General features: G+C 67.9%; 25 protein-coding genes. 5 read left to right on the forward strand and 20 right to left on the reverse strand.

Features of this window, described 5'->3' with window-relative positions:
• Positions 1-49 precede the first annotated feature (49 nt).
• The 14 genes from E0H45_RS08445 to E0H45_RS08510 all read right to left on the reverse strand — a co-directional run bounded on the left by E0H45_RS08445 (position 50) and on the right by E0H45_RS08510 (position 14,240).
• A complete protein-coding gene (locus E0H45_RS08445) occupies positions 50-724 on the reverse strand; it encodes a glycerophosphodiester phosphodiesterase (RefSeq protein WP_131335806.1) in 675 nt (224 codons plus the stop codon).
• Entirely contained in the window at positions 721-2,040 is a 1,320-nt protein-coding gene (locus E0H45_RS08450; RefSeq protein WP_165546385.1) for an ABC transporter substrate-binding protein, read from the reverse strand. The genes E0H45_RS08445 and E0H45_RS08450 overlap by 4 nt, the downstream gene beginning before the upstream one ends.
• 2 nt (positions 2,041-2,042) lie before the next feature.
• Positions 2,043-2,855 carry a carbohydrate ABC transporter permease gene (locus E0H45_RS08455; RefSeq protein ID WP_130387921.1) on the reverse strand — a complete coding sequence of 271 codons (813 nt, stop codon included), beginning with the start codon at positions 2,853-2,855 and terminating at the stop codon, positions 2,043-2,045.
• On the reverse strand, positions 2,852-3,802 hold the full coding sequence (locus E0H45_RS08460; protein WP_238154862.1) for a carbohydrate ABC transporter permease: 951 nt from the start codon (positions 3,800-3,802) through the stop codon (positions 2,852-2,854). Before E0H45_RS08460 ends, E0H45_RS08455 begins: the two co-directional genes overlap by 4 nt.
• Positions 3,799-4,599 (reverse strand): inositol monophosphatase family protein, encoded by an 801-nt coding sequence (locus tag E0H45_RS08465; protein WP_131335811.1) that lies wholly within the window; start codon positions 4,597-4,599, stop codon positions 3,799-3,801. The genes E0H45_RS08460 and E0H45_RS08465 overlap by 4 nt, the downstream gene beginning before the upstream one ends.
• A 77-nt stretch (positions 4,600-4,676) precedes the next feature.
• Positions 4,677-5,372: an MgtC/SapB family protein gene (locus E0H45_RS08470; RefSeq protein ID WP_131335813.1), complete on the reverse strand. Its 696-nt coding sequence runs from the start codon at positions 5,370-5,372 to the stop codon at positions 4,677-4,679.
• A 21-nt stretch (positions 5,373-5,393) separates the two neighbouring features.
• A complete protein-coding gene (locus tag E0H45_RS08475; protein ID WP_131335815.1) occupies positions 5,394-6,413 on the reverse strand; it encodes a 2-hydroxyacid dehydrogenase in 1,020 nt (339 codons plus the stop codon).
• A complete protein-coding gene (locus E0H45_RS08480; RefSeq protein WP_238154863.1) occupies positions 6,413-7,876 on the reverse strand; it encodes an FGGY family carbohydrate kinase in 1,464 nt (487 codons plus the stop codon). Before E0H45_RS08480 ends, E0H45_RS08475 begins: the two co-directional genes overlap by 1 nt.
• A 17-nt stretch (positions 7,877-7,893) precedes the next feature.
• Complete coding sequence (locus E0H45_RS08485) at positions 7,894-8,694, reverse strand: DeoR/GlpR family DNA-binding transcription regulator (protein WP_131335817.1); 801 nt, start codon at positions 8,692-8,694, stop codon at positions 7,894-7,896.
• On the reverse strand, positions 8,691-9,308 hold the full coding sequence (locus E0H45_RS08490; RefSeq protein WP_131335820.1) for a histidine phosphatase family protein: 618 nt from the start codon (positions 9,306-9,308) through the stop codon (positions 8,691-8,693). Before E0H45_RS08490 ends, E0H45_RS08485 begins: the two co-directional genes overlap by 4 nt.
• The gene (locus E0H45_RS08495; RefSeq protein ID WP_131335822.1) at positions 9,305-10,654 is read right to left on the reverse strand and encodes an FGGY-family carbohydrate kinase; all 1,350 of its coding nucleotides are present in this window, start codon (positions 10,652-10,654) and stop codon (positions 9,305-9,307) included. Before E0H45_RS08495 ends, E0H45_RS08490 begins: the two co-directional genes overlap by 4 nt.
• Before the next feature lie 146 nt (positions 10,655-10,800).
• Positions 10,801-11,034 (reverse strand): hypothetical protein, encoded by a 234-nt coding sequence (locus tag E0H45_RS08500; protein ID WP_165546318.1) that lies wholly within the window; start codon positions 11,032-11,034, stop codon positions 10,801-10,803.
• 297 nt (positions 11,035-11,331) lie between these two features.
• Positions 11,332-13,974, reverse strand: a complete 2,643-nt coding sequence (locus E0H45_RS08505) for a patatin-like phospholipase domain-containing protein (RefSeq protein ID WP_131335826.1) — start codon at positions 13,972-13,974, stop codon at positions 11,332-11,334.
• Between the two features lie 26 nt (positions 13,975-14,000).
• Entirely contained in the window at positions 14,001-14,240 is a 240-nt protein-coding gene (locus tag E0H45_RS08510; RefSeq protein ID WP_131335828.1) for a hypothetical protein, read from the reverse strand.
• Positions 14,241-14,385: 145 nt separating this feature from the next.
• On the opposite strand from E0H45_RS08510, the gene E0H45_RS08515 reads away from it, so the two are divergent.
• Together E0H45_RS08515 and E0H45_RS08520 are read left to right on the forward strand one after the other, a co-directional pair.
• Entirely contained in the window at positions 14,386-14,595 is a 210-nt protein-coding gene (locus E0H45_RS08515) for a hypothetical protein (RefSeq protein WP_131335830.1), read from the forward strand.
• A gap of 113 nt (positions 14,596-14,708) precedes the next feature.
• On the forward strand, positions 14,709-16,121 hold the full coding sequence (locus E0H45_RS08520; RefSeq protein WP_131335832.1) for a family 43 glycosylhydrolase: 1,413 nt from the start codon (positions 14,709-14,711) through the stop codon (positions 16,119-16,121).
• Here E0H45_RS08520 and E0H45_RS08525 read toward each other — a convergent pair.
• From E0H45_RS08525 to E0H45_RS08545, 5 genes are read right to left on the reverse strand one after another with little or no spacing between them, the layout of a single operon-like run.
• On the reverse strand, positions 16,118-16,888 hold the full coding sequence (locus E0H45_RS08525) for a hypothetical protein (RefSeq protein ID WP_131335834.1): 771 nt from the start codon (positions 16,886-16,888) through the stop codon (positions 16,118-16,120). The two genes, E0H45_RS08520 and E0H45_RS08525, sit on opposite strands and share 4 nt — an antisense overlap.
• A 29-nt stretch (positions 16,889-16,917) precedes the next feature.
• Positions 16,918-17,688: a hypothetical protein gene (locus tag E0H45_RS08530; RefSeq protein WP_131335836.1), complete on the reverse strand. Its 771-nt coding sequence runs from the start codon at positions 17,686-17,688 to the stop codon at positions 16,918-16,920.
• A gap of 52 nt (positions 17,689-17,740) precedes the next feature.
• Positions 17,741-18,562, reverse strand: a complete 822-nt coding sequence (locus tag E0H45_RS08535; protein ID WP_131335838.1) for a carbohydrate ABC transporter permease — start codon at positions 18,560-18,562, stop codon at positions 17,741-17,743.
• On the reverse strand, positions 18,559-19,491 hold the full coding sequence (locus E0H45_RS08540) for a carbohydrate ABC transporter permease (RefSeq protein ID WP_131335840.1): 933 nt from the start codon (positions 19,489-19,491) through the stop codon (positions 18,559-18,561). The genes E0H45_RS08535 and E0H45_RS08540 overlap by 4 nt, the downstream gene beginning before the upstream one ends.
• On the reverse strand, positions 19,488-20,783 hold the full coding sequence (locus E0H45_RS08545; protein ID WP_131335842.1) for an ABC transporter substrate-binding protein: 1,296 nt from the start codon (positions 20,781-20,783) through the stop codon (positions 19,488-19,490). Before E0H45_RS08545 ends, E0H45_RS08540 begins: the two co-directional genes overlap by 4 nt.
• A gap of 202 nt (positions 20,784-20,985) precedes the next feature.
• On the opposite strand from E0H45_RS08545, the gene E0H45_RS08550 reads away from it, so the two are divergent.
• The 3 genes from E0H45_RS08550 (at position 20,986) to E0H45_RS08560 (ending at position 23,382) form a co-directional block, all read left to right on the forward strand.
• Positions 20,986-21,702, forward strand: a complete 717-nt coding sequence (locus E0H45_RS08550) for a hypothetical protein (protein WP_165546386.1) — start codon at positions 20,986-20,988, stop codon at positions 21,700-21,702.
• Positions 21,703-21,789: 87 nt separating this feature from the next.
• A complete protein-coding gene (locus E0H45_RS08555) occupies positions 21,790-22,518 on the forward strand; it encodes a hypothetical protein (RefSeq protein ID WP_131335846.1) in 729 nt (242 codons plus the stop codon).
• A gap of 291 nt (positions 22,519-22,809) precedes the next feature.
• The gene (locus tag E0H45_RS08560; protein WP_131335848.1) at positions 22,810-23,382 is read left to right on the forward strand and encodes an MFS transporter; all 573 of its coding nucleotides are present in this window, start codon (positions 22,810-22,812) and stop codon (positions 23,380-23,382) included.
• Positions 23,383-23,391: 9 nt separating this feature from the next.
• On the opposite strand, the gene E0H45_RS08565 is transcribed toward E0H45_RS08560, so the two are convergent.
• A complete protein-coding gene (locus tag E0H45_RS08565) occupies positions 23,392-23,841 on the reverse strand; it encodes an alpha/beta fold hydrolase (protein ID WP_131335850.1) in 450 nt (149 codons plus the stop codon).
• Positions 23,842-23,916: the final 75 nt, after the last annotated feature.

Genomic DNA, 23,916 nt, shown 5'->3' on the forward strand with positions numbered 1-23,916 from the left:
ACCATTTCCAGCCCGGCAAAACGGTTGGTGGGTGCTCAAAGTTGGGTGGTTAGGGGTGGGTGAGGAGGTGCGGGTTGTCGGTGGTGATGCCGTCGACGCGCAGGGCGGCGGCCTTGGCGAGGGTTTCCGCGTCGGGGACGGGCCAGGCGGTGACGGACAGGCCGTTGGTGTGGAGGTCGGCGACTGCCTCCGGGGTGAGGCCGGCGATGCCGCAGAGGGACCAGGTGGCGCCGGCTGCGCGGGTGCGGGTGATGACCTCGGCGGTGTCCGGCGTACGGCCGAAGATGTGGCCCGTGGTCACGTCCGGGCACGCCTCCCGGATGGCGAGCAGGATCCCTGGGTGGAACGACGTCACCAGGGTGCGCTCGGCCAGCGCCGGGTCCGACTTGAGCGACTGGGCGAGCAGCGGTACGGCGGCCTCGGCCTTGACCTCCGCCTGGAAACGTACGTCGATCGCCGCGACCGTCTCGGCCCACGTCGGGACCCGCTCGCCCTCCCCGGCGTCCAGGGCGCGGAGCTCGGCGAGCGTCAGCTCCTCGACCGCGCCCGAACCCGACGTGGTGCGGTCGACGGTGGCGTCGTGCATGATCACGAGCTCGCCGTCCGCGGTGACGCGGAGGTCGAGCTCGATCTCGTCGCAGCCGTCCGCGACCGCCCGCCGGAACGAGCGCAGCGTGTTCTCCGGTTCGGTCCCGAGTGCGCCCCGGTGGCCGGTGATGATCACAGAACCTTCTCCTCGTAGAGACGTTTGACCTCTTCGCCGATCGCCTCGAGCCGGCCCGCGACGGAGGCGAACACCTTCTTCGGCTGCGCGTTGTCGGCGTAGATCTGCTGCAGCCCGGTGTAGATCTGCACGTTCGCGTTCCGCCCGTACAGCCGGATCGCGTCCTGCTGCCGCGCGTTCTCCAGCTGCGCGATCGCGACGCCGTAGTTCGGCTGCTCCGCGATCAGCTTCTTCAGCTCGGCGTCCTCGCGGGCCTTGTTCACGACCGGAAGGTACCCGGTCTGCGTCGTCCACCACGCCGAGTTCTCCGGCAGCGCGAGGAACTGCAGGAACGTCGCCGCGGCCTGTTTCCGCTCGGTCGAGATGTTCCGCAGCATCCCGATCCCGCCGCCGCCGGTGGCGATCCCGGCCGCGACCTCCGACGGGATGAACCCGGCCCCGACCTTGAACTTGGCCTTGGACCCAATGGTCTTCATCGCACCGGTCGACTCCTGGATCACGCCGACCAGCCCGTTCGCGAAGTCCGTACTCGGGCTGCTCGCCATGTACGCCGCGCCGAGGTCGTGCACCATCTGCCGCTGCCACTCGCCCGCGGCGACCGCGCCGGCCTCGTCGATGGTGACGTCGAGCCCCTTGGAGTACGCGCCGCCGAACTGCCAGACGTTGCCCTGGAACTGCCAGTCGCCGTCGATCTTCGCGAACGCGATCGTCCGCAACGACCGCCCGCCGGACTGCACCTTCGCGAGTTCGGGAACCCACGACCGCAGCTCGCTCCAGGTCCGCGGCACCCGGTCCGGCAGCCCGGCCTTCGCGAACGCGTCCCGGTTGTAGTACATGATCGGCGTACTGCGGGCGAACGGAACGGCCCAGCTCTGCCCCTTCACGACGTACTCCCCGAACAGTTTCTCCTGGTAGACACCAGGCCCGAAACCGTCGGTGAAGTAGCCGTTCAACGGTTCGAGCGCGTCGTTCAGGAAGAACCGTTCCCAGGTGACGTCCGACAGTACGGCGAGATCGGGCGCCTGCTTCGCGACCAGCGCGGCCGCGACCTTTTGCGCCACGTCGTCGTAGCTGCCCTGGAACTGCACCTCGACGTACACGTCCTGCTGCGAGTCGTTGAACTTGGCAACGAGCTTGTCGACCGCCTTGCCGTTCACCCCGCCGTACGGCGACCAGAACACGACCCGCGTGCGGTTGGCGTACTGCTTCGGCACGGACCCGGCCGGCTGCGAGTAGATCGCATCCACCGAACGGTAGCCACAGCCCGCCAGCGTGGCGCCGGCCGCGAGCCCCAGGAACATCCTGCGCTTGAGCATGCTCATCCCTTCAGAGCTCCGGCCGTGATCCCACCGACGATGTAGCGCTGGGCGATCAGGAAGATCAGCAGCATCGGTGCGAGCACCAGCAACGTGCCGGCCATGATCGTTCCCCAGGCCGCGAGACCTTCCTCGTCCTTGAGGATCAGCAGCCCGACGGGCAGTGTCCGCATCGAGGCGGTGTTGGTGACGATCAGCGGCCAGACGAAGTTGTTCCACTCCTCGACCGCGGTGATCACCACGACGGTGATCAGCATCGGCCGCGACATCGGCAGGACGACGCGCCACAACGTACGCAGGTGTCCGGCGCCGTCGACCGCTGCCGCGTCCGTCACTTCCGTGGGCAGGGTGAGGAAGTGCTGCCGCATCAGGAACGTCGCGAACGCGGACCCGATACCGGGGATGATCAGGCCGGCGTAGGTGTTGATCCAGCCCAGGGTCGCCACGGTCAGGTAGTTCGGCAGCAGCGTCACGTGGCCGGGCACCATCATCGCGCCGAGCACCGCGAAGAACAGGATCTTCTTGAACGGGAACCGCAGGTAGGCGAAGGCGTACGCCGTCAGTACGGCGTTCACCACCTTCAACGCGGTCCCGATCACGGTGATGATCGTGGAGTTCAGGAAGAACCGGTCGAACGGCGCGGCCTTCCACGCCAGGCTGAAGTTCTCCCAGGTCAGGTGCGGCCACCAGGCGGGCGGCCACTGGTAGATCTGGGTCGGCTGCTTGAACGCCGTGGACAGCAACCAGTACAGCGGTCCGAGGAACACGGCCGCCACACCGATCAGTACGACGTACTGGATCGCACGTGTCTTCATCGGTAGTGCACCCGCCTCTCCATCACCCGGGCCTGCACGGTGGTGACGACCAGCAGGATGACGAACATGATGATCGACAGCGTCGCCGCGCGGCCCGCGTTGAACGCCTGGAAGCCCTCGTTGTAGATCGACCAGCTCAGCGTGGTGGTGGCATCACCAGGGCCGCCACCGGTCATCACCGCGATCACGTCGAACGCCTGGAAGGTGCCGATCACCGTGGTGATCAGCAGGAAGAAGGTGATCGGGGCCAGCAACGGGAGCTTGATCGACCGGAACCGCGTCCAGGTCGACGCGCCGTCGATCGCGGCCGCCTCGTCGAGCTCCTTCGGCAGACTCTGCAGGCCGGCCAGGTAGATCAGCGCGGCGAACCCGACGTTCTTCCACAGGTAGACGATGACCAGACCCGGCAGCGCCCAGTCGGAGTTGTTCATCCAGTCCGGCGGCTCGGCGCCGAACGGTTCGATCAGCGCCCGCATCAGGCCGTAACCGGGGTCGAAGATGAACGCCCAGATGGTCGCGACCGCGGCACCCGACAGGATGTGCGGCGCGAACGCGATCGTCCGGACCGCGCCGCGGCCCTTCAGCGGCAGGTTGAACAGGAACGCCAGCGCCAGCCCGATCACCAGGCTGCCGACCACGATCAGCCCGGTGAACACGACCGTGATCCACAGCGTCTTGTGGAACGCGGGGTCGGTCAGTGTCCGGCCGTAGTTGGCCAGACCCACGAACTTCGGGCGGGCCGCGATCATGTTCCAGTCGGTCAGGCTGAGGAACGCGTTGTAGATGATCGGCCAGTACGCGAAGACCGCGATCACCAGCAGGTTCGGCGCGACCAGCAACGCGAACAGCCCGTACTCGCGCCGTCTCCGGCGCTTCCGCTGATCATTGCCGTCAGCAATTGTTCGTTCGTCCGGATGGGTCCGGGCCGGCAGGTCAACTACCGTCACACCGACCTCCTTGTGAGTAGCTCGAGCAACGCAGCGGACACTAGGGGCGTGGACGCCAGGATGCCTTGTGGAAAAGCAGTTTCAGGTCCGCGGACGACGGTGGCGCCGGCCTCGCGGGCGATCAGCGCGCCGGCGGCGACGTCCCACGGCTGGATCAGGTGCTCGTAGTACGCGTCCGCCGTACCGTCGGCGACCGAGCACAGGTCGAGCGCGGCCGATCCGCCGCGGCGGATGTCGCGGACGACCGGCAGCAAGTCTTGCAGAAGCGCTGCCTGCTCGGCGCGGCGATCCGGGAGATACGAGAAGCCCGTGGCGACCAGAGCCGACTCCAGTGGTGCCTGTCGCAGCGGACCGAGGCGCCGGTCGTCACGGAAGGCGCCGGCATCACGTACGGCGGACCACGTCGTACCGGTCCGCGGTTGGTGAACCACGCCGGCGAGCGCACCGTTCTCGTCCTCGACGGCGATCGAGACGCTCCAGTCGAGGCGGCCGTAGAGGTAGTTGACCGTGCCGTCCAGGGGATCGATCACCCACGTCAGGCCGGTGCTCGAAGGGCGCGAAGCACCTTCTTCACCGAGGAGTCCGTCGCCGGGACGGGCCGCGGTCAGGCCGTCGACGATCAGCTTCTCGGACGCACGGTCGGCCGCGCTGACCGGGTCGTTGGCCGAGCTTTTGGTCTCGACACCGGCCGCGTCGATCGACAGACTCCGCTGACGGGCCAGGAGCTCCTCGCCCGCCGCGATCGCCAGCCGGACGGCCAGTTCGCGCAGGTCAACGAGGTTCGGAGCAGCGGACATGCCGGTGAAATTATCACTGAACGATGGTTACGTATAGAGAATGAGTGTGATTTTCTCACCGAAATCACATTCGTAGCTCAATCGTCATCGTCGTTCCGGAGCCGTACGCCGGTGACGCCGTCGAGATCGTCCAGCGCGAGCACCAGGTTCTGCAGCGGTGGGCGCCCGGAGAACCGCATCGACGCCCGGACCTGCGGTCGCGGCCCGTCCAGGTGCACCTCGGTCCCGAGCACCGACGCCTCGAATCCCATCGACGTAGCGGTCGCCAGGATCGCCCGCAGCACGCCGGCCCCGTCGTCGTACCGCACCGTGACGATGCGGCGGCGGTCCGGTGACGGCAGGAACCGGCCGAGCCGCGCGAACGGGCCGACGGCAACCAAATGCAGCACGGTCGCCGCGACCGCGAGGACCGGCATCCCGGCACCACAGGCCATGCCGATCGCGGCCGTCATCCAGATCGTGGCCGCCGTGGTCAGCCCACGGACCACGTCCCGGCGCATGAAGATCACGCCGGCGCCGAGGAAGCCGACACCGGACACGATCTGCGCCGCGATCCGGGACGGGTCGAGATTGACGTCGGTCCCGAGTACGGCGCTGAAGCCGAATCCGGAGACCAGGGTGAACAGTGCTGCTCCGGTGCCGACGAGCGTGTGCGTGCGCATACCGGCGCTCTTCTGCCGCACCTGACGCTCGATGCCGATCACCATCGACAGCACGAACGCGATCAGCAGCAGAAGCAGCTCGGTCCACGTAGTAGAGGTTGCGAGTTTCATGATCCCAATCCTGTGCCCCGCCTACGCGGAGACCAGTCCAGCGGGGTCCTTTCCGGCGAGGAAGGCGGCGACGGCCTCAGCGGCGATCGTGCCGGCGCGGTGGGCGGTCTGTCGCGTGGCGCCGGCCAGGTGCGGCGTCATCACGATGTTCGGCGCGGTCAGTAGCCGCGATCCCGCGGGCACCGGCTCGGACGGGAACACGTCGAACGCCGCCGCGCCCAACTGCCCCGACTCCAACGCGTCCACCGTCGCGTCGTAGTCGAGCAACCCGCCACGCGCTGTGTTCACCAGTACGGCGCCGCGCGGCATCGCAGCGATCTGCTTGGCACCGATCATCCCGCGGGTCTGATCGGTCAGCCGTGCATGCAGACTGACCACGTCCGACTGCCGCAGCAATTCGTCGAGCTCGACCAGTTCGATGCCCTCGGGTGCTTGTTCGACGTACGGATCGGCGACCAGGACGCGGGCGCCGAACGCCAGCATCACCCGGGCGACCCGCTGCCCGATCGCGCCGTACCCGACCAGGCCCACGGTCGACCCGTCGAGCTCGAGCCCGCACTCGTCGTACGCGTAGAGATCGGAGCGCCACTCGCCCTGCTCCAGCGTCCGCTGCAGGCGCGGAAGGTTGCGCAAGGCAGCCATCATCAGCGCGACCGCGTGCTCGGCGGCCGCCACCGCGTTCCGTCCGGGTGTCGACGCCACGGCGATCCCCCGCTCGGCCGCCGCGGCCACGTTCACGTTCACCGGACCGCCACGGCACACGACCAGGAAGCGCAGGTCGGGTGCGGCGTCCAGGACCCGCTCGGTGAATGGTCCCATCTGCGTGACCGCGAGCTCGACCCCGGCCAGTGCCTCGATCAGCTGGTCCTCCGCGTCGCTCGCCTCGTCCACCTCGGCAACCCGCCCGTACGGCGTCAGCGGCCAGGGCAGCGTGACCTCACGGAACTCGAACGCGACGTCCGGAATCGTGGAGAGCGCCGCGGCCAGCAGGTCGTTCCGCACGAAGTGGTCGCCGGCGAGCAGCGTCTTGACGGTTCTCATCAAACTCCTGTGAAGGTAGGTGCTGGGTCGGACCAGCGTGGGCGGGCCGACTCGATGCGGCGCAGGTAGTGGGCGTAGCCCTCGGCGTAGAAGGCAGCGCGGGCCGGGTCCGGGTCGACTTGGCGGGTCTCCGCGATCCACTCGGCTCCGGCGCTGTCCGGGTCGATCGCGCGCCGCGCGCAGATCACCGCACCCCGCGCGGCGACCTGTTCGGCCTCGGCGGTGTGCAACGGCGCGTTCAGTACGTCGGCGAGGATCTGGGTCCACTCGCTGCTCCGGGCGCCACCGCCGCACACGGTGACGCGACCGGTCCAGCCGGCCGCGTCGAGACAGTGGCGTGCGGCGTACGCGATGCCTTCGCAGGTCGCCCGGACCAGGTCGGCCGTCGTCGTGGACAGCGAGATGCCGTCGACCGTGCCGCGGGCGCGGGTGTCGACGAACGGGGCACGTTCGCCTGCCTCCGACAGATAGGGCAGGACCGTGACGCCGGACGCGCCGGGCGGGCTGTCCGCGAGCAGCGACGGCAGCTGGTCGGTGGTGACGCCAACGAGCGCGAGCACGCGGTCGAGGGCCGCCGTACCGACCATTGCCGGCATCGCGCGGAGCCAGACTCCCGGCGTCCAGGTGCCGAGGAACAGGCCGGCGGGCTCGCCGTCGACGGGCAGCTCTCGCGTGATGACTTGGCAGGCCAACGTCGTACCGACTGTCAGCAGGGCGTCGCCAGGCTCGGTCACGCCGGCGCCTGCCGCCGCGGCCGGAAGATCGTACGGACCAGCGGAGACGCGGGTGCCGGGCGCCATACCGGTCGAGTCGTCGCGCAGCTCACCTACTGGTCCGGCGGCGGCAACAGGCGCGAGCAGGTGGCGTACGTCGGACAGGCCCGTGGCCGCGAGCGCCTCCTCGTCGTAGCTACCGGTCCTTGGGTCGAGGAACGGTGCCGAGGCGTCCGACACGTCCGTCGCGCGGACGCCGGTGAGCGCCTGCATCACAACGTCCTTGCAGTACGCCGCCGTACCGGCGCGCTCGATCACGTCGGGTTCTTCCGCGAGGACGGCGGACAGCAGCGGGCCCGATGCGCCGGGGAACATGCGGTTGCCGGAACGCCGGAACACGTGTTCCGCGACCCCGTCCGCGGTCCACCGGTCGAGGATCGCGCTGCTGCGCGCGTCCAGCCACGAGATCGCGGGGCGGACCGCCGTACCGTCCGGATCGACCAGCCACAGGCCGTCGCCCTGCGCGGTGATCGCGAGGACATCGGGACGCGTTCCGACGGCGGCCGCCAGCTCCCCGACCACCTCGTTGACCGAAGCAACGATCTCGGCCGTCTCGTGCTCGAACCGCCCCGAACCGGGACGGACCAAACGCGTCGGTCGAGCGGCCTCGGCCACCGGACGGCCGCCGGCGTCGAACGCGACGGCCTTCGTGACGGTGGTACCTACGTCAACGCCGATGTCCATGCCCATGTCGGCACTGCCCCCTCCTAGAGTTTGGCGACCTCCACGGTGGCGCCGTGGTCGCGCAGCGGTTGGATCAGGTCCTTCGGGGTCTTCTCGTCGACGATGACGACGTCGAAGTCGGTCAGCGGAGCGAGCCGGTGCAGGGCGGTGCGCTGCAGCTTGGCGTGATCGACCAGCAGCACCTTGGTCCGCGCCGAGCGCAGCATGGCCCGCTTGACCAGGACGATCTCCTCCTCCTGGTGGAACGCGTGCGTCGACGACACCGCGGACACCGAGCAGAACAGCAGGTCGGCGTGCAGCGCTTCGACCGCCTCAGCGCACGGCATGCCGCCGAACGAGTCATGGGTCGCCGAGTAGATCCCGCCGAGCGCCAGCAGCGTGACGTCCCGCAGTTGCGCCAGCTTGGTGATCGCCGGCAGGAAGTTCGTTGCCACGGTCAACGGAGCGATGTCCTCGAACAGGTCGACCAGGGCCAGCGCACTGGTCGAGTCGTCGAGCATCACCGACATCCCCGGCTCGATCATCGCCCGCGCGTGCCGGGCGATCGCCGCCTTCTCCGCGTGCGCGGTGTTCAGCCGGTACGCGACGTTGCTCTCGAACACGCTGGTCGGCTGCGCGCTGACCCCGCCGCGGTACTTCCGGACCACGCCTTGGCGCTCGAGCTCGTCCAGGTCGCGGTGCACGGTCATCACGCTCACGCCGAACGCCTCGACCAGGTCGTTCGCCGAGACCGAGCCGTGCTTCACGACGTACGCCGCGATCTCGGCCTGCCGGCGCGCCGGACGACTCAGTTCGGTGGTGTCGCCGTCGACATCCGTAGTCATGCCAGGGTCTCCATTCGCACAGGAGGAACGTTGTACGCCTCGAGACCCACTGTGCCGTCCTGCCAGCGCAAACGCACCAGCGCCGCGGGACCGAGCGCAGGTAGCAGTCTGCGGTAGTCGTTCAGTCGCAGACCGAGCACCCTGCACACGAGCAACCGGATGAGCGTGTTGTGCGCGACCACGAGGACCTTCTGACCCTGGTGCCGCTGCCCGATCTCGTCGAAGACCTCGCGGACCCGATCGGCCGCCAGGGCCGGGTCCTCGCCGCCCGGGAAGTGGTCCCGTACCGGGTCGAGCTCGAACGCCTTGCCCACCGCCGGCGGCAGCTCACTGAGCATCTTGCCCTCGGCCGAACCGAAGTCGACCTCGCGCAACCGGGCGTCCAGCGTGGGCGTCAGGCCGAGCATCTCGGCGGCCGGCGTGATCGTCTGCCGGGCACGCAGCATCGGCGACGCCCACAGCGCATCGGGTGCATAGTCCGCGGCCCAGTCCTTGAGTTGCTGCGCCTGCCGTACGCCGACCTCGTCGATCGGGAGGTCCGTGGAACCGGTGTACCGGTTGCCGTGGTGCCATTCGGTCCGGCCGTGGCGGGCCAGCACGATCGTCGTTCTCATCCCCTGTACCCCCGGCGGTCGAGTTCGGCGACGAACTCGCCGTACAGATCGTCAAGTCGCTGGCCATCCAGTCGTTGGCCGCGCGGCTCGAGGACGTGGTCGACGCGGACCATCCGTCGCGCCGTCCCGGTGAGATCGGTCCCGCCGGACGCGGCCAGAACCGCCATCCCGTACGCCGGGTCCGGGACGGCGGGGAGCTCTACCGGTACGCCGAGGACGTCGGCGCGGAGCTGATTCCAGTACCCGGCCCGGGTGGCACCGCCGGTGAGCGAGACCGAGCGGACCGGTTCGGCACCGAGCGTCTCCAGGTGCTCGAACGCGAGTCGTTCGATGAACGCGACACCTTGCAGCACAGCGGCGTACGTCTGCAGGTCATCGGTGGTGGTGCCGAGTGTGAACCGTTCGGCTTGCGGCGCGACGAAGGGGAAGCGCTCGCCGGTTTTGGTGAGGGGGTAGATGACTGCACCGATCGGGTGGGCGGCACGATCCAAAGCGTCGAGGTCGGCACCGGGAAGCAGTTCGGTGAGTACGCCGGCGCCGGTGCTGGACGCGCCGCCCGGAAGCCAGCCACCGTCGGGATGACGGTGGCTGTAGACAGCTCCGGTGGGGTCGGTCAGCAACTCGGTGCTGACGCCTTTGATGACGAGCGTCGTGCCGAGGACCGAGTTCCACGCGCCAGGAGCGAGGGCGCCGGCGGCGATCTGGGCAGCGCAGCCGTCGGTCATGCCGGCGTAAACGGGTACGCCGTCCGGCGTGCGGCCGAGCTCGGTGCCGGGGCGGACGACCTCGGGGAACGCGGCGAGCGGGAGGCCGAGTTTGTCGAACGCAGCGGCCGGCCAGGCGTCGGCGATCAGGTCGTAGCCGGTCTTGAGGGCGTGGCTGGTGTCGGTCGCGACCGGGTGGCCGACGAGGTGCGCCGCGACGAAGTCGGCGCTGTGGACCACGCGGCGGTCGGCCAGGTCGAGATCGAGGATCTTCGGGAGCGCCCAGGTGGGTTGCATGCTGGTCGCCCAGCGATCCGGGTCGGCGTCCACGATGTGGTCGCGACGGGCGGCCGCGCGCGCGTCGTCGTACATCAGAGCCGGGGTGACGGGGCGGCCGGCGCGGTCGGTCAGCAGGAAGGTGCCGGAGGTGGAGCAGATCGCGATGCCGTCGAGCCCGGTCGTTCCGACCTCCGCGAGGACCGCGTCGACGGCGGTCAGCCAGGCCTGCGGGTCCTGCTCGTGACGGACGCCGTCACGATGGCTGGTGAGCGGACGCGTTGCACGGGACAGAACGTGACCCTTGGCATCGGCCAGCACGGCACGCACACTTTGCGTGCCGAGGTCGAGCCCGATCCAGCCCACGAAGCGCCTCCCAGGTGAGTGTTATCTACATTGATAACATAACACCAGAAGACGATAAGAACGCACCAGGCCCTTGACCGAAGACGGACAAAGAACAGCTCCCGCAAGCCGGTCGGCCGGCGGGAGCCAGTGGATTCAACGGTCGGTCAGGAGTGCATCAGAACCAGGGCCGGGTCGGCCGTGGCCAGCTGGAGCCGGCCGGCGTCGACAGCGCCGCACGCGCCGATCGGACCGCTGCTGCGGCGACCGTTGCGGTTGAGCCAGAAGCGCCACCCCGCCGGGGCCTCGGGCCAGGCCGGGTCGGGCGTCCAGCCGACCGGCGGACGCCAGCCGGCCGTCGGCGGCTGCGGCCACTGCGGTGGCGGGTTGAACTTGTGCACGAGCGGTCCCTCCGGATTCCCCAGCGATCCGCTGAGCGGAACTGTCTGACAGATCAACGATCTGGCACACCGAATGTCACGGATAAATCTTCGTAAAGTTTCATCGGTGTACGGGGACCCATCTCAGCACCGAAACAGCGTCTCGGCAACCGTTCTCTCAACCACCGGACTGCACGTGCATCGGCAGAGGCATTAGTTGCCTCCTCCACAGCTACACGCCAGTTGTCCACAGCAACCGCCTGTATATCCACAGCTCCAGCCTGTTATCCACAGGCGAATCTGTGGACATCCGGCCTGTTACTCGTCGTACAGGCGGTCGTGCACGCGGTGATGGTCGGTGAGGGACTGGGCGAGGGTGTGGCCGAGGGAGCGGTAGGCCTCGAAGTCCCATTCGTCGTAGAACTGATCGCCGGTGGTGCGGCGGGGGAAGTCGGCGTGCTCAGCGGCGTACTGCTCGAGGTCCCAGTCGAGATGGCCGGCGAGGACGGCCTTGACGAAGAAGATCTCGGTCTTGTACGGCTTCTCCTCGCCCTCCTCCAACGGGTGCGTCGCGATGCCGTAGGCCCACGCGCGATCGGCGCGGGACTTGCCGCCGCGGGCCATCGGGGCCGGGTCGAGGCTGATCTCGATGCCGTGGTCCATCCGGGCGGTGGCGATCGCCTCGGCGAGCGCGGTGAAGCGGTCCTCGGCGTCGTTCGAGGCGTCGATCGTGATCACCTGCGCGGGCTTGCGGCGGAGTGCCTCGACCAGGCCGAGATTGTCGTAGTGGCCGCCGTCGGTCACGTAGATCCGGCGTTCGTACATCGACGGCGACCCGACCGCCTCGTGCAGCAGCCGGTACGGGCCGGGCTTGTCGACCACGCTGCCGACGTACCGGCGTACCTTCGCGATGAAGCCGGTCCGGTCCGGGAAGGCCGGCTCGGCGCGGTTGTTCCAGTACGGGTTCGGCAGCCACACGCCGAGCCGTGCATTGAGTACGGCGAGCAACAGGCGCACTGGCCGCGTCCGGGCGTTCACCCGGCCGGTCAGCGGGCTGAACGCGGCACCGCTGATCGCCATCGCCGCCGGCACCGTGACCTCGCGCTTGAGTACGTCGGCCTCGCGCTCGTAGTCGGCTGTCTCGCGCCGGCCGCCGTCCGGCAGCGACCGGTCCCCGACGATCCCGATCTGCTCGGCGTCGAACACGAACGGCACGCAGTCACGCTGCGTCGGCACGAAGTCCGGGTCGTCGACGTTCGCGACGCCGGCGATGACGAGCTGCGGCCCGCCCTCGATCGGCTTCGCCCAGTCCGAGTACCGCAGCCGCAGGTGGTAGTCGAGTCCGACCGCGGCGCCGTTGTCCTGCCGCGTCACCAGGAACGCGCGCGACAGCCGCTCCCGGTAGAAGGAGTGCAGCGAGGTCCGGTTCGCATCGGTGAGCAGTTTGATCGCGAGTGCGATCGCGACCAGGATCAGCGCGACGTTCCAGTCCTCCTGGTACGTCACGTCGGTCGCGTAGCCGCCGGTCCAGCGCAGCAGCGCGATGACGGCGGCGATCACGATGATCGCGCTGGCCGCCCACGGTGCGAGCTTGGTCCGCGCGAACACCAGCAGCCGTGCGCGCAGTCCGGTCGCCGCCTTGCCTTCGACGGTCAGTCCGTTCCAGACCGCTTTGCCCAGGCCGATCAGGACGACGACCAGCGCGCCGAACGACGCGACACCCTGTTTCGTTGGGTCGACCAACGCCAGCAGCGCCGACGGCAGACTCGGTTGGTCGATGGATTCGCCGGGGATCTTCCCCAACAGATAAAGGCCTCCCGGCACGCCGAGCAGCAGGACGGCGACCGGTACGCCGTACCGAAGCGTCACGTTGCCGATCGTGGTGAGGATCGTGCGGACGAGGTCCGGCATCCGCGCCCAGCGGTCCCAGACCTTCTCGATCAGGAACATCAGCGCGCTCAGCGCGAGCAGGAACACGGACATGCCGACGAAGAACCAGGAATCGTTCGGCCGCCAGTCCACCTGGAGGCCGGACGTGATCACCTTCTGGTCGGCGAGGAACCACCCTAGGACCCAGGCGATCGCGCGCAGCGTGATGCCGATCAGCAGCAGATTCACCACCAGGCCGAACAGCACCGACATCGCCGCGCGGAACATCGCCCGGCCGCCGGACAAGAGGTAGCGGGTCTGCCGGCGCAGGCGGGCCAGCTCGGGTGATCCCGGCGAGAACGGATCGGCGCAGGTACGACGAAGTACGTGGAAGGCCGCGGCCATGTACCCGCCGCCGCTGACGCCGATGACGGTCGACGCCTTGTCGTACAGACCGCGCTCGCGCAGCAGCTGCAGCGCACCGAGGCAGAACGATGCCGAGCGGATCCCGCCGCCGGAACAGGTGATGACGAGGCGGCCGGCATCCTTGCCGTCACGCTTCGCGCGCCGGAACGTCGCGGGCGGCGTCGGCTCCACGCCGTACCACTTCCGCTGACCGAAGCGGCTCGTCGCGAACAGGCATACGGCGAGGATCAGTACGCCGGCGACGAACACGACCCGCATCAACCAGGTGAACCAGCCGGTGGAGAGGTCGGCGCACGGGGCGGAACCGAAGTCGCCCCAGAGGATCAGGTTCTCGGCGATGTCGAGGACGGCGGCGACCATGACGATCCAGGACCCCGCGGCCGCGACCCGCTTCCAGGACTGGAGGTTCAGGAACCTGACGTACTTGTACGCCCGGTACGCCGTGTACACGGCCGCCAGGACGAACGCCGAGTCGACGAGGATCGAGAGCCGGCCCGGTGCCTCGCAGCCGGACGCCGATCCGGCCGCTTCGTGGACCGCGGCGCGCATCGGCACCTGCACGATTGCGAGGACGATGGCGAGTTGGAGCGTCGTGGTGAAGGTCCGTCGGCGGCCGATCTGCTCGATCGTGGCGTCGCCCTTGGTGCCGTCCGAGTCCCCGAGCATCGCCCCATCATGCCGGGGCGTGGGGTCTAGGCGACCCGAGCGTGATCGTCTGCGCGGGTCTCGCTGATCCGGGGCGGTACGTCGCCGCCGGCGACCGCCTGGTCGAGCGCGGCGAGTTCGGTGCAGGCGAGGGCGATGGCCTCGGCCTGGGTGCGGCAGCCGTCGGCGTACCAGTAGGGGTCGTCGGGCTGCCGGTCGTCGGCGTCGTCGATGTCGGCGTACCAGCAATCGTGCCGGTAGTGCACGACCCGAACCTTGAGCTTCATGTGCGGTGAGACGCCATCACCCGGCACAAGGTTCCGGCAGCCGACCTTTCGACGTACATCGAATGGGTGCTGTACCCGGAACTTGGCGTTCTGACGTGTCGTCCCAGCCCTCGTCAGCACAACGAACCGACGAAAGGAACCCCCAATGGTCAACTGGGGAAGGAAGACCAGCCCGGCCCAGCAGCTCGAGTCCGCCCAGGAACAGCTCAAGGGCGCGAAGCAGCACCAGAAGGACCTCAGCGAGTTGCGCGGGATGCCGGGCTACAAGGAGGCCCTCAAGTCCAGCGCCGACAACATCAACAAGGCCCAGAAGGCCGTCAAGGCGGCGCAGAAGGCCGTGCAGAACGAGCGCTGACGCCGGGTCCGCGGGTGGCGGACCATTCGATCCCTGTTTGAACGGTTTACAACGATGGCAAACTCGTTCTACAAACCAGGGAGATGGTCCGCCACAGCCCGGAGGTGTCCGTCATGAGGTTCGTCCGCCCCGTCCTCTGCACACTGCTCGCCGTACTCCTGATCGGATCCGTCGCCGGTCCCGCTCCCGCTGTCGAACGCGAGGAGAATGCTGTGACGTCGCAGACGTTCCGCAACCCGGTGAATCCGTCCGCGGATCCGTCGCTGATGTTCTACAACGGCAGGTACTACGTCGCGACCACGCGCGGCGACCGGATCGGGATCTGGTCGTCGACCAGCCTGGCGACGCTGCTCGTGCAACCCGAGCAGGTGGTGTGGCGGGACTCGGACACCAGCCGCAACACGCAGATGTGGGCACCGGCGTTCCGGCATGTCGGAAACCGCTGGTACATCTACTACACGGCGTCCGACGGCGTGGACGCCAACCACCGGATGTACGTGCTCGAGTCGGCCGGCGACGACCCGCTCGGTCCGTACAGCTTCAAGGCGAAGATCGCGGACTTCGGTGAGTACGCGATCGACGGCGAGCCGATCACGGTCAACGGGCAGCAGTACTTCGTCTGGACCGGCCCGGGCCGCGGACAGGGCGGCCCGGCGCAGCTGTACATCGTCCGGATGAGCAACCCGTGGACCGCGACCGGCGACCGCGTCGCGATCCCGGCCGACGGTGGGTGTACCGAAGTACGGGAAGGGCCGACCCCGCTGTACGGCGCGACGCGCACCTTCCTGACCTACTCGACGTGCGACACCGGCAAACCGGACTACCAGCTGTGGATGAAGAGCATCGCGAACGGCGCCGACCCGATGGTCGCGGCGAACTGGGTGCAGCACCCCGGCCCGATCTTCTCCCGCAACGACGAGACCGGCGTCTGGGGTCCCGGACACCACTCGTTCTTCAAGTCACCGGACGGGACCGAGGACTGGATCGCGTACCACGGCAAGAACACCAGCACCTACACATACTCGTACCGCACGACGCGGGTGCAGAAGATCACCTGGAACGCCGACGGTACGCCGAACCTCGGCCGGCCGCTCGCCGCGGGCGCGACCCAGAACCTGCCGTCGGGCGACCCTGGTTCGGCGAACTACTGGATCAACGACACCGACGCGGCCGTCGCCTACACCGGCGCGTGGAGCTCCGGGTCCGGCTGCGGCAACCAGTGCTTCTGGGGCAACGACCACTGGAGCTGGGAGCCCAACGCGACCGCGACGATCCAGTTCACCGGCACCCGCGTGGCTCTGCTGAGCGTGGCGGACACCGGCAACGGGATCGCCGCCGTCTCGGTCGACGGCGGACCCGAGCAACGGATCGACTACTACAGCTCGATCCGCGTCGGCGAGCAGCTGATGTACATCAGCCCGGCCTTGCCGTCCGGCCCGCACACCCTGAAGGTGCGCGTGACCGGCGACAAGAACCCTGCGTCGACCAGTGCGGTCATCAGCCTCGACCGCATCGAGGTCTATTAGGCGAACGTCTTGACGACGGTCCGGCCGTTGACCATGCGGAGGTGGCCGTCATCGGTGAGCTGGAGGACGCTGCCGTCGCGGCGGGTCTCGTACATCCAGGTGATGTCGCCGAACTTGTTGTTGTTGTAGAACGCACCGTTCGGGCCGACCGACCCGTACGACTCCGGCTGGTTCTTCACGCCGGTGCTCCACAGCGTGGTGGTGCCGTTCTTCAGCAGCACCAGATTGCCGGTGGTCAGGAACTTCAGCGTGTAGATCCGGTTGACGGAGTACATGATCACTTCACGTCCGGCCGGGTCCGGGGCATGCAGCTGGCTCTGCGGCATCAGCGTGCCGATCACCATGTGCCGGTTCCAGTTGGCCTTGCCGCGGGTGTTGTAGATCGCCAGGTTCCCGGTGTCCGGCAGCACCAGCTTGGCGCCGGCACTCTTGATGCTCATCGACCAGATCTTCGTCCGGCCGTAGATCATCTGCAGCGTCCCGTCCGTGCCCATCACCAGCACGGACCCGGCGCGCCCGGTCCCGGAGCTCCACAACCGCCACGACACCCCGCGCTGGAACAGCTTTGCCTCCCCACGCGTATCCATGATCAGCGTGAAGACCCCGCTCCGTGACTTGATGTACTGCCCGGCCATCAACTTCTGACCCGGTAGCAGCGTGTCCGAGACCGCCACCGTCTTCGCCTCGGCCGGTGCGCTTCCCACCAGCACGGCCCCACCCAACAGTGCCCCGACGGCCAGGACCCCGGCCACCAGTCGACGTACCATTCCGCACCCCTAGTTCGCTCAGTGTCTTATCAGTAGAAGATCTTGACGACGGTCTTCCCGTTGACCATCCGGAGGTGGCCGTCGTCGGTCAGCTGGAGGACGCTACCGTCGCGACGGGTCTGGTAGAAGAAGGTCAGGTCCCCGAAGCCGTTCACGGTGCCGAACGAGCCGTCCGGGTTGACCCAGCCGGACGCGCCCGGGGCGTTCTTCACGCCGGTACTCCACAGGACGGTGGTGCCGTTCTTGTACAGCACCAGATTGCCGGTCGTCAGGAACTTCAGCGTGTAGATCCGGTTGACGGAGTACATGATGACCTCGTCCCAGACCGCGTCCGGGCCGGCGAGCTTGCTCTGCGGCATCAACGTCCCGACCACCATGTGCCGGTTCCAGTTGGCCTTGCCGCGGGTGTTGTAGATCGCCAGGTTCCCGGTGTCCGGCAGCACCAGCTTCGCGCCGGCACTCTTGATGCTCATCGACCAGATCTTCGTCCGGCCGTAGATGACCTGGAGCGTCCCGTCCGTGCCCATCATCAGCACCGAGTTCCGTCGCCAGGTGCCCGAGGCCCAGAGCGGATCCTTCACTCCGCGCTGGTACAGCTTGACGTCGCCGGCAGGCTGCACGATCAATGTGTAGACCCCGCTCCGCGACCGGATGTACTGCCCGGCCAGCAGCTTCTGACCCGGCAGCAGGGTGTCCGATACCGCCACCGCCTTCGCCTCGGCCTGGGTGCTCCCCACGACCGCGACCCCGCCCAACAGTGCCCCGACTGCGAGAACCCCGGCCCACAACCGACGTACCATGTCGATCCCCCCTCTGTTCGTTTGTGAGTGCTCAGTGTCCTAGGCGGAGAGGTCATCCCTTCAGACCGGAGGCGAATCCGCGGATCACGTAGCGCTGCAGGACGAGGAAGAGCAGCAGGATCGGGAGCGCCGCGAGGACCAGCCCGGCGGCCACCAGCCCGTAGTTGGACGTGTACTCGTTCACGAAGGCGAAGACGCGGACCGGGACGGTCTCCCGGCCGGATCCGCCGAGGTACAGCAGCGGGGTGAAGAAGTCGTTCCAGATGTGTACGGCGTTGAGGATGAGCACCGTGCCCGTGATCGGCCGCAGCAGCGGGAAGATCACGTGTGCGAACGCCTGCAGATGGGACGCGCCGTCGATCAGCGCCGCGTTGGTGTAATCGGCCGGCAGCGAGCGGATGAACCCGGTGTAGAGGAACACCGTGAACGGCAACTGGATGCCCGTGTAGAACAGGATCATCCCCTGGTAGGTGCCGAGCAGGCCCAGGTCGTTGACCATCTGGTAGAGCGGGATCATCCCGAGCTGGAACGGCAGGATGATGCCGACCAGGAACAGGATGTAGAGCGTGTAGCTCAGGCGCGTCGCCGTACGGGCCAGGAAGTACGCCGCCAGCGAGCCCAGCACGATGAGCACGAGGACACTGCTCACCGTGATCAGGGTGCTGTTCAGCAGCGCCGAGCCGAGTGACGCCGACTGCCATGCCTCCCCGAAGCTCCCCACCGACGGCGGATCCGGGAGCGACAGCGGCTTGTTGGCGATCTGGCCGGGGTCCTTGAAGGCCAGCGTCACCAAGGCGTAGACCGGGAAAAGGAAGGCGATGGCGGCCATCACCATGACGACTTCCAGCACGAAGGTACGGGGCTTGTATTTCATGCCGCGGTCTCCCTCGAACGCAGGTACCCGATCTGGATGAAGGACACGGCTGCGACGAAGATCGCCAGTACCAGCGCCACCGCGGTGCTGTAGCCGAACTTCCCGAAGACGAAGGCCTGTTTGTAGAGGACCGTCGACAGGGTGTCGGTCGCGTACCCCGGGCCGCCGTTCGTCATCGCGATGATCTGGGTGAACAACGTCAGGCCACCGACCGTGGACAGCATGAGGTTGATGGTCACGGCCGGTGCGAGCAACGGCCAGGTGATGTGCCGGAACCGGGCCACGGTGCCCGCACCGTCGACCATCGCGGACTCGTGCAGCTCGGCCGGGACACCCTCGAGACCGGCCAGGAAGATGACCATCGAGTACCCGGCGCACTGCCAGATCACGGTGAAGGCGACCGACCACAACGCGATCGACGGATTGCCCAGCCAGTCCTGCCGCAATCCGCCGAGACCGATCGCCCCGAGGGCCGCGTTCAACCCGGCGTCCGGCGCCGGGTTGTACACGTACTTCCACAGGAACGACACCATCACGGGACTCACCACGACGGGCGCGAAGAAGATCACCCGCAGCACCATCCGGCTCTTGATACCGGTGTGTACGCCGAGCGCCAGCAGCAACCCGATCCCGTTCTGTACGACGACGATCGCCACCGTGAGCAGCAACGTGTTGCGCAACGCACCGAGCGCCTGGTCGTCGTGGAACAACTCCTGGAAGTTGTCCAGCCCGACGAACGACCGCTGCGCCCCGACCCCGGACCAGTCCGTGAACGCCGACCCGGCCCCGGAAAACGCTGGATACAAGACAACCAACGCATAAATCAGCAACGCCGGCACCGCGAACAACCACGGCGGAGCGATCCCGCCGCCCCGTCGCCGCGGTGCCTTCACAGCGTCCCGCCGTACTGCCTGAGCTGTGACCGTCATGCGCTCTTCCGGTAGGCCTCGTCCATCTTCTTCAGGGCGGCCGGGACCGTGCTCTTGCCGCCGAGGAGCTCTTGTACGACGGCGAAGTGGGTCGGCTGTACCTCGGCGTTCGGCCAGCGCTGGTCCATGAACGGGACCGCCTTGTTGTCCTTCAGGTACGGGAGGAACGGCTTCAGCACCGGGTCGACCTTGGCGTCACCCTCGGAGTACAGCGGGACGCACGCGACGGCTTCGGCCCAGGCGTTGACGACGTCGGGCTGACCGCAGTACTCGATGAACTTCTTCGCCTGCTCGGCCTTCTTGCTCTTCGCGCTGACCGCGATGCCGACCACCACGCCGCCGGGGATCCAGTTGTCGGCGGCGACATCCGTGGCCGGGAACGGGAACATGCCCAGGTCGTCCGGCGTCGGCGACGCCTGGCGGAAGGCTTGCAGGACCGCCGACACCTGGACGGCCATCGCGGCCTTGCCGGTGCCGACCATCGAGGTGGCCTGCTCGTACGTCGTCCCGTTCGGGTTGTCGTTGAAGAAGCCCTTCTTCTGCAGCTCGAGGTACTTGTCCATCGCGTCCGCCCAGCCCGAGTCCGCGAAGGACGCGGTGCCGGCGGTCATCTTGTCGTCGAAGTCCGGCGTCTTGGCGTAGACCGTGCCCGGGACGAGCGCGTAGTCGATGAGCTGCGTGACCCACGGGGTCTGGGCGCCGAGCGCGATCGGCACGATGCCCTTCTTCTTCAGCTTGTCGCAGACCGACAGCAGTTCCGACCAGGTCGTCGGTACGTCGACGCCTGCGGTCGCGAACGCCTTCTTGTTGTAGATCGCGCCGAGCACGCTGGTGCCGGGCGAGAAGATGAACGTCTTGCCGTCGTTCTGGAACGCGCCCTTGAAACCGGTCGGGATCTTCTGCGTCCAGGACTGGCTGCTGAGGTCCGCGAGCAGGTTCGCCTTGCTCAGCTGGACCATCGACATCGCACTGCCGTTGCCCGGGTAGACCGCGTGCAGGTCCGGGGCGTTGCCGGCCGCGAGCTGCGCGCGGAGCGCGGTCTGCAGCTGGTCGGCCGGCGAGAACGAGAGGTTGAAGTCGAAGTCCGGGTTCGCCTTCTTGTAGTCGTCGAGCGCCTTCCGCAGACCGGCCTCCTGACTGCCGGCGCCGATCACCTTGAGGGGGCCGCCGGACGACGAACTGCCGTTGCCACCGCCGCAGGCCGACAACGCACCGGCCAGACCGGCGGTGACGGTCGCGCCGCCGACGAGTTGCAGGAGCCGCCTTCGGCTGACGGACCGATCGAGTGCCATGGTTCCTCCTGAGCGCCGAAGTACCGGCCAAGAATGTGAAGTAACCGAAAGATCGTGTTACTTTTGTCACGGGGACGCTACGTACGGCCCGGGAGGGTGTCAAGACCTCGTTGAAAGGATTCAGTCGGGACCGGTGTGAAAAGCGCTCCACCAGGGTTTTGGGGCCTTGCCCACCTCGCCTGAGAAGATGGCCCACGTGCGCGTGAGACGAGTCCTCCTGGCCGGCCTCCTGCTGCTGGCCCTGGCACTCGGCGCCGGCAGTGGCTACTACGCGGGCGACTACCTCGACACTCCGGAACCAACCGCCTCCGGCACTGCCGGCCCCCTCGGCGAAATCTCCCCCTCCCCCACGCCGACGCCGAACGAGCCCTCGATCCCGGTGAAGACCCCGGTCCCGAACAACCTGGAGCCCCTCGAGACCGGGCTGGACTACGCCAACCACACCTTCACCGTGAGCCCGAAGGACGCGGAGCCCGTTCAGCTCTCGGTCGAGACGCCACAGGGCTGGCGGATGGCCACCAGGGATCCGAAGCGCCCCGGCGAGGTCAAGTACCTCGACAAGCTCAGGGAACGCGGCGTCCGGGTCGAGGCGGTCGCGCCGGCCAAAGAGACTCCCAAGGACGAGATGGCCCAGCTCATCGTCGACCTCAAGAAGAGCCAGGCGCCGGAGAACGACGTCCGCATCTCCAGCCAGACCACCGACGTGATCACCGGCGACGACGGCGAGTCCCGCTCGGTCGCCACGCTGATCTACACCTTCATCCCGAACGAGACCCTGCGCTACGTGATCGTCCGCTGGATCGCGATCAACGGCGAACTCACCAACGTGGAGATGAGCATCACCGGCCTCCCCCAGGACGCCCCGGCCCTCGACGAGGTCCTGCAGCGGGCGACCGCCTCGGTCAGCGAGGTCGGCTGACCCTTTTCACAGAATCGTTACGTATCCGGTGCAACCTCTGCGGGGGCTGAGGTGTCTTCTGTTAGTAGAGCTCTGGGGAGGTGGGGCATGGCGGGGACAGTGAGTAGACGCGCGATGCTCGGCGCCGGTCTGCTGACGCTCGCGGGCGTAGGCGGAGCCGGAGGCTACGGCGTCGGCCTCTTCCTCACCAAGGAGCCAAGCGTCGCTGGTACGGCGGCACCGCTCGCGGTGGGTTCCACCCCGGGTACGACGCCTAGCCCGACGCCGACCCCGACCGGGCCGCCGCGCAAGGTCACCTACGACAAGTCGCCGGCTCTCGAGGCCGATGACCTGAGCTACGCGACCCGGACCTTCACGGTGACCGACATGTTCAAGTCGCGGATCTCGGTCCGTGTCCCGTCGAACTGGGAGTACACCAAGCAGAATCCGCCGAAGAGCGGACGGTTCACCGACCGGACCAAGAAGCGCTGGATCCGGATCGAAGCCGGCTTCACGATCTCGCGGCCTCCCGCCGACTCGCTGACAGCGCGCCTCAAGCAGCTCGCGGGCATCTCGGCGAGCCAAATGGTGAAGGTCATTTCACAGGACGTGGAAGCGAACTACGCCACGCTCGCCTACACCTACGTGCCGGACGAGGAACTCTCCCCCGAGGGCGTCCTGCGCTACGTCATCGTGCGCTGGGTCGCGGACCACAGCGGCAACTGCGCTGTCGAGATGAGCTCCACAGGCCTCCCCCAGGACAAAGACGCCTTGCTCGACATCCTCGACCACGCCACCGACAGCGTCGAACGCCGAGACACCCCGCTGTCGGGCTAGAGCAGCCCCACGAGCCCGCGGCGACCCGCGTCAGACAGGTGTACGGCGCGTTGGTGGGGCGGCGCCCCGAGACTGGGGACGATTACCCACCCACAACAGCCAGTTGCACTCCCCACCATCCCAGGGGCGGGATCCGCAGTGCTTGCCCGTCAGCACCTTGAGCGCAGGTCAACCAGAATTCGCCTCGAAAGACGGTTGATCGGTGCCCAAGGTGGTCAGAGCCGACTCCGGCCGGCGGGACGGAAGGCTCTGCGCGGCGCCGGATCGCCCGAGCGCGGAACCACGCGCAGGGTGCACATCGGCGCCGACTTCATCGGCGCCAATGTGGTCGCAGGCCTGATGAATCTGGTCGGTCTGGGCACGCTGCTCGCACTGACGCTCTACTTGCAGGAACACCTCCACCACAGCGCGCTGCAGGCCGGGCTGGAACTGATGCCGGTTCTTCTGCCGCTGGCGGTTCTGGGGCCTGTCTCCGGACGGGTCACGGCCCGGTTCGGCCCACGGCTTCCGATGTCGTTCGGCCTGGCGCTGGGCGCCATCGGGTCCTTCAGTCTGCTCGCCGTACAGCCCACCGGTCGGTACGCCGCGGTCGTCCCTGTCGAGGTCTGCCTCGGCATCGGCATGGGTTTCCTCACCGCAGCCGTGGTCAACGCCGCCGTCGCCGCCCTGCCTCCGGACCGCGCTGGTCTGGCCAGCGGCGTCAACAACACGGCACGGCAAGGCGTCGGCGCCGTCGGAGTGGCCCTCTACGGCACCGCTCTCAGCCACTCCACTCCCTTTACCGCCGGCCTCCACACCTTGGCCTGGTTGGGCGGCGCCCTGTGGGTGCTGGGCCTGGGAATCACCTGGCTCACCGTCGAGTAGTACAACGGCCTAGCTGCCGTGCAGGAAGGGCAGCAGCCAGGCGAGCGTCTCCTCCGGGGCCTCCTCGGGCAGGAAATGGCCGGAGGCGACCGGGCCGCCGGTGACGTCGTCGGCCCAGTTGCGCCAGATGTCGATCGGGTCGCCATACCAGCGCCCGACCGAGCCGTCCTGCTCCCAGAGGACCAGCGTCGGACACCTGAGTTGTTTCATCGCCTCGACCTGGAGCCTTGCGAGTTCTCGCATCGACTGGTTGCCGGAGGAGGTGCTGTCACCGAACCCGTTGAGGTCGGTCGCGACGACGCTGAACTCCCGGGCAAGCACCGGCGCGATCCGGTGCCACATGACGTGCGATTCCGGGAAGCCGTGCAGGAGCAGGAGCGGTGGTCCGTCGCCACCGCGGCTGCCGTGAATGGCGGCGCCGGGTACCGGTACGTCGAACTCGTGGAAGGACTCGATCACGAAGCACGACGTACCCAGGCGGCCGAGTCGTCAGTCGGCCGGCCAGATGGTGCGGAAGATGGTGGAGCGCAGCCG

The organism is Kribbella soli (assembly GCF_004331345.1).
GTDB classification, from domain to species: domain Bacteria; phylum Actinomycetota; class Actinomycetes; order Propionibacteriales; family Kribbellaceae; genus Kribbella; species Kribbella soli.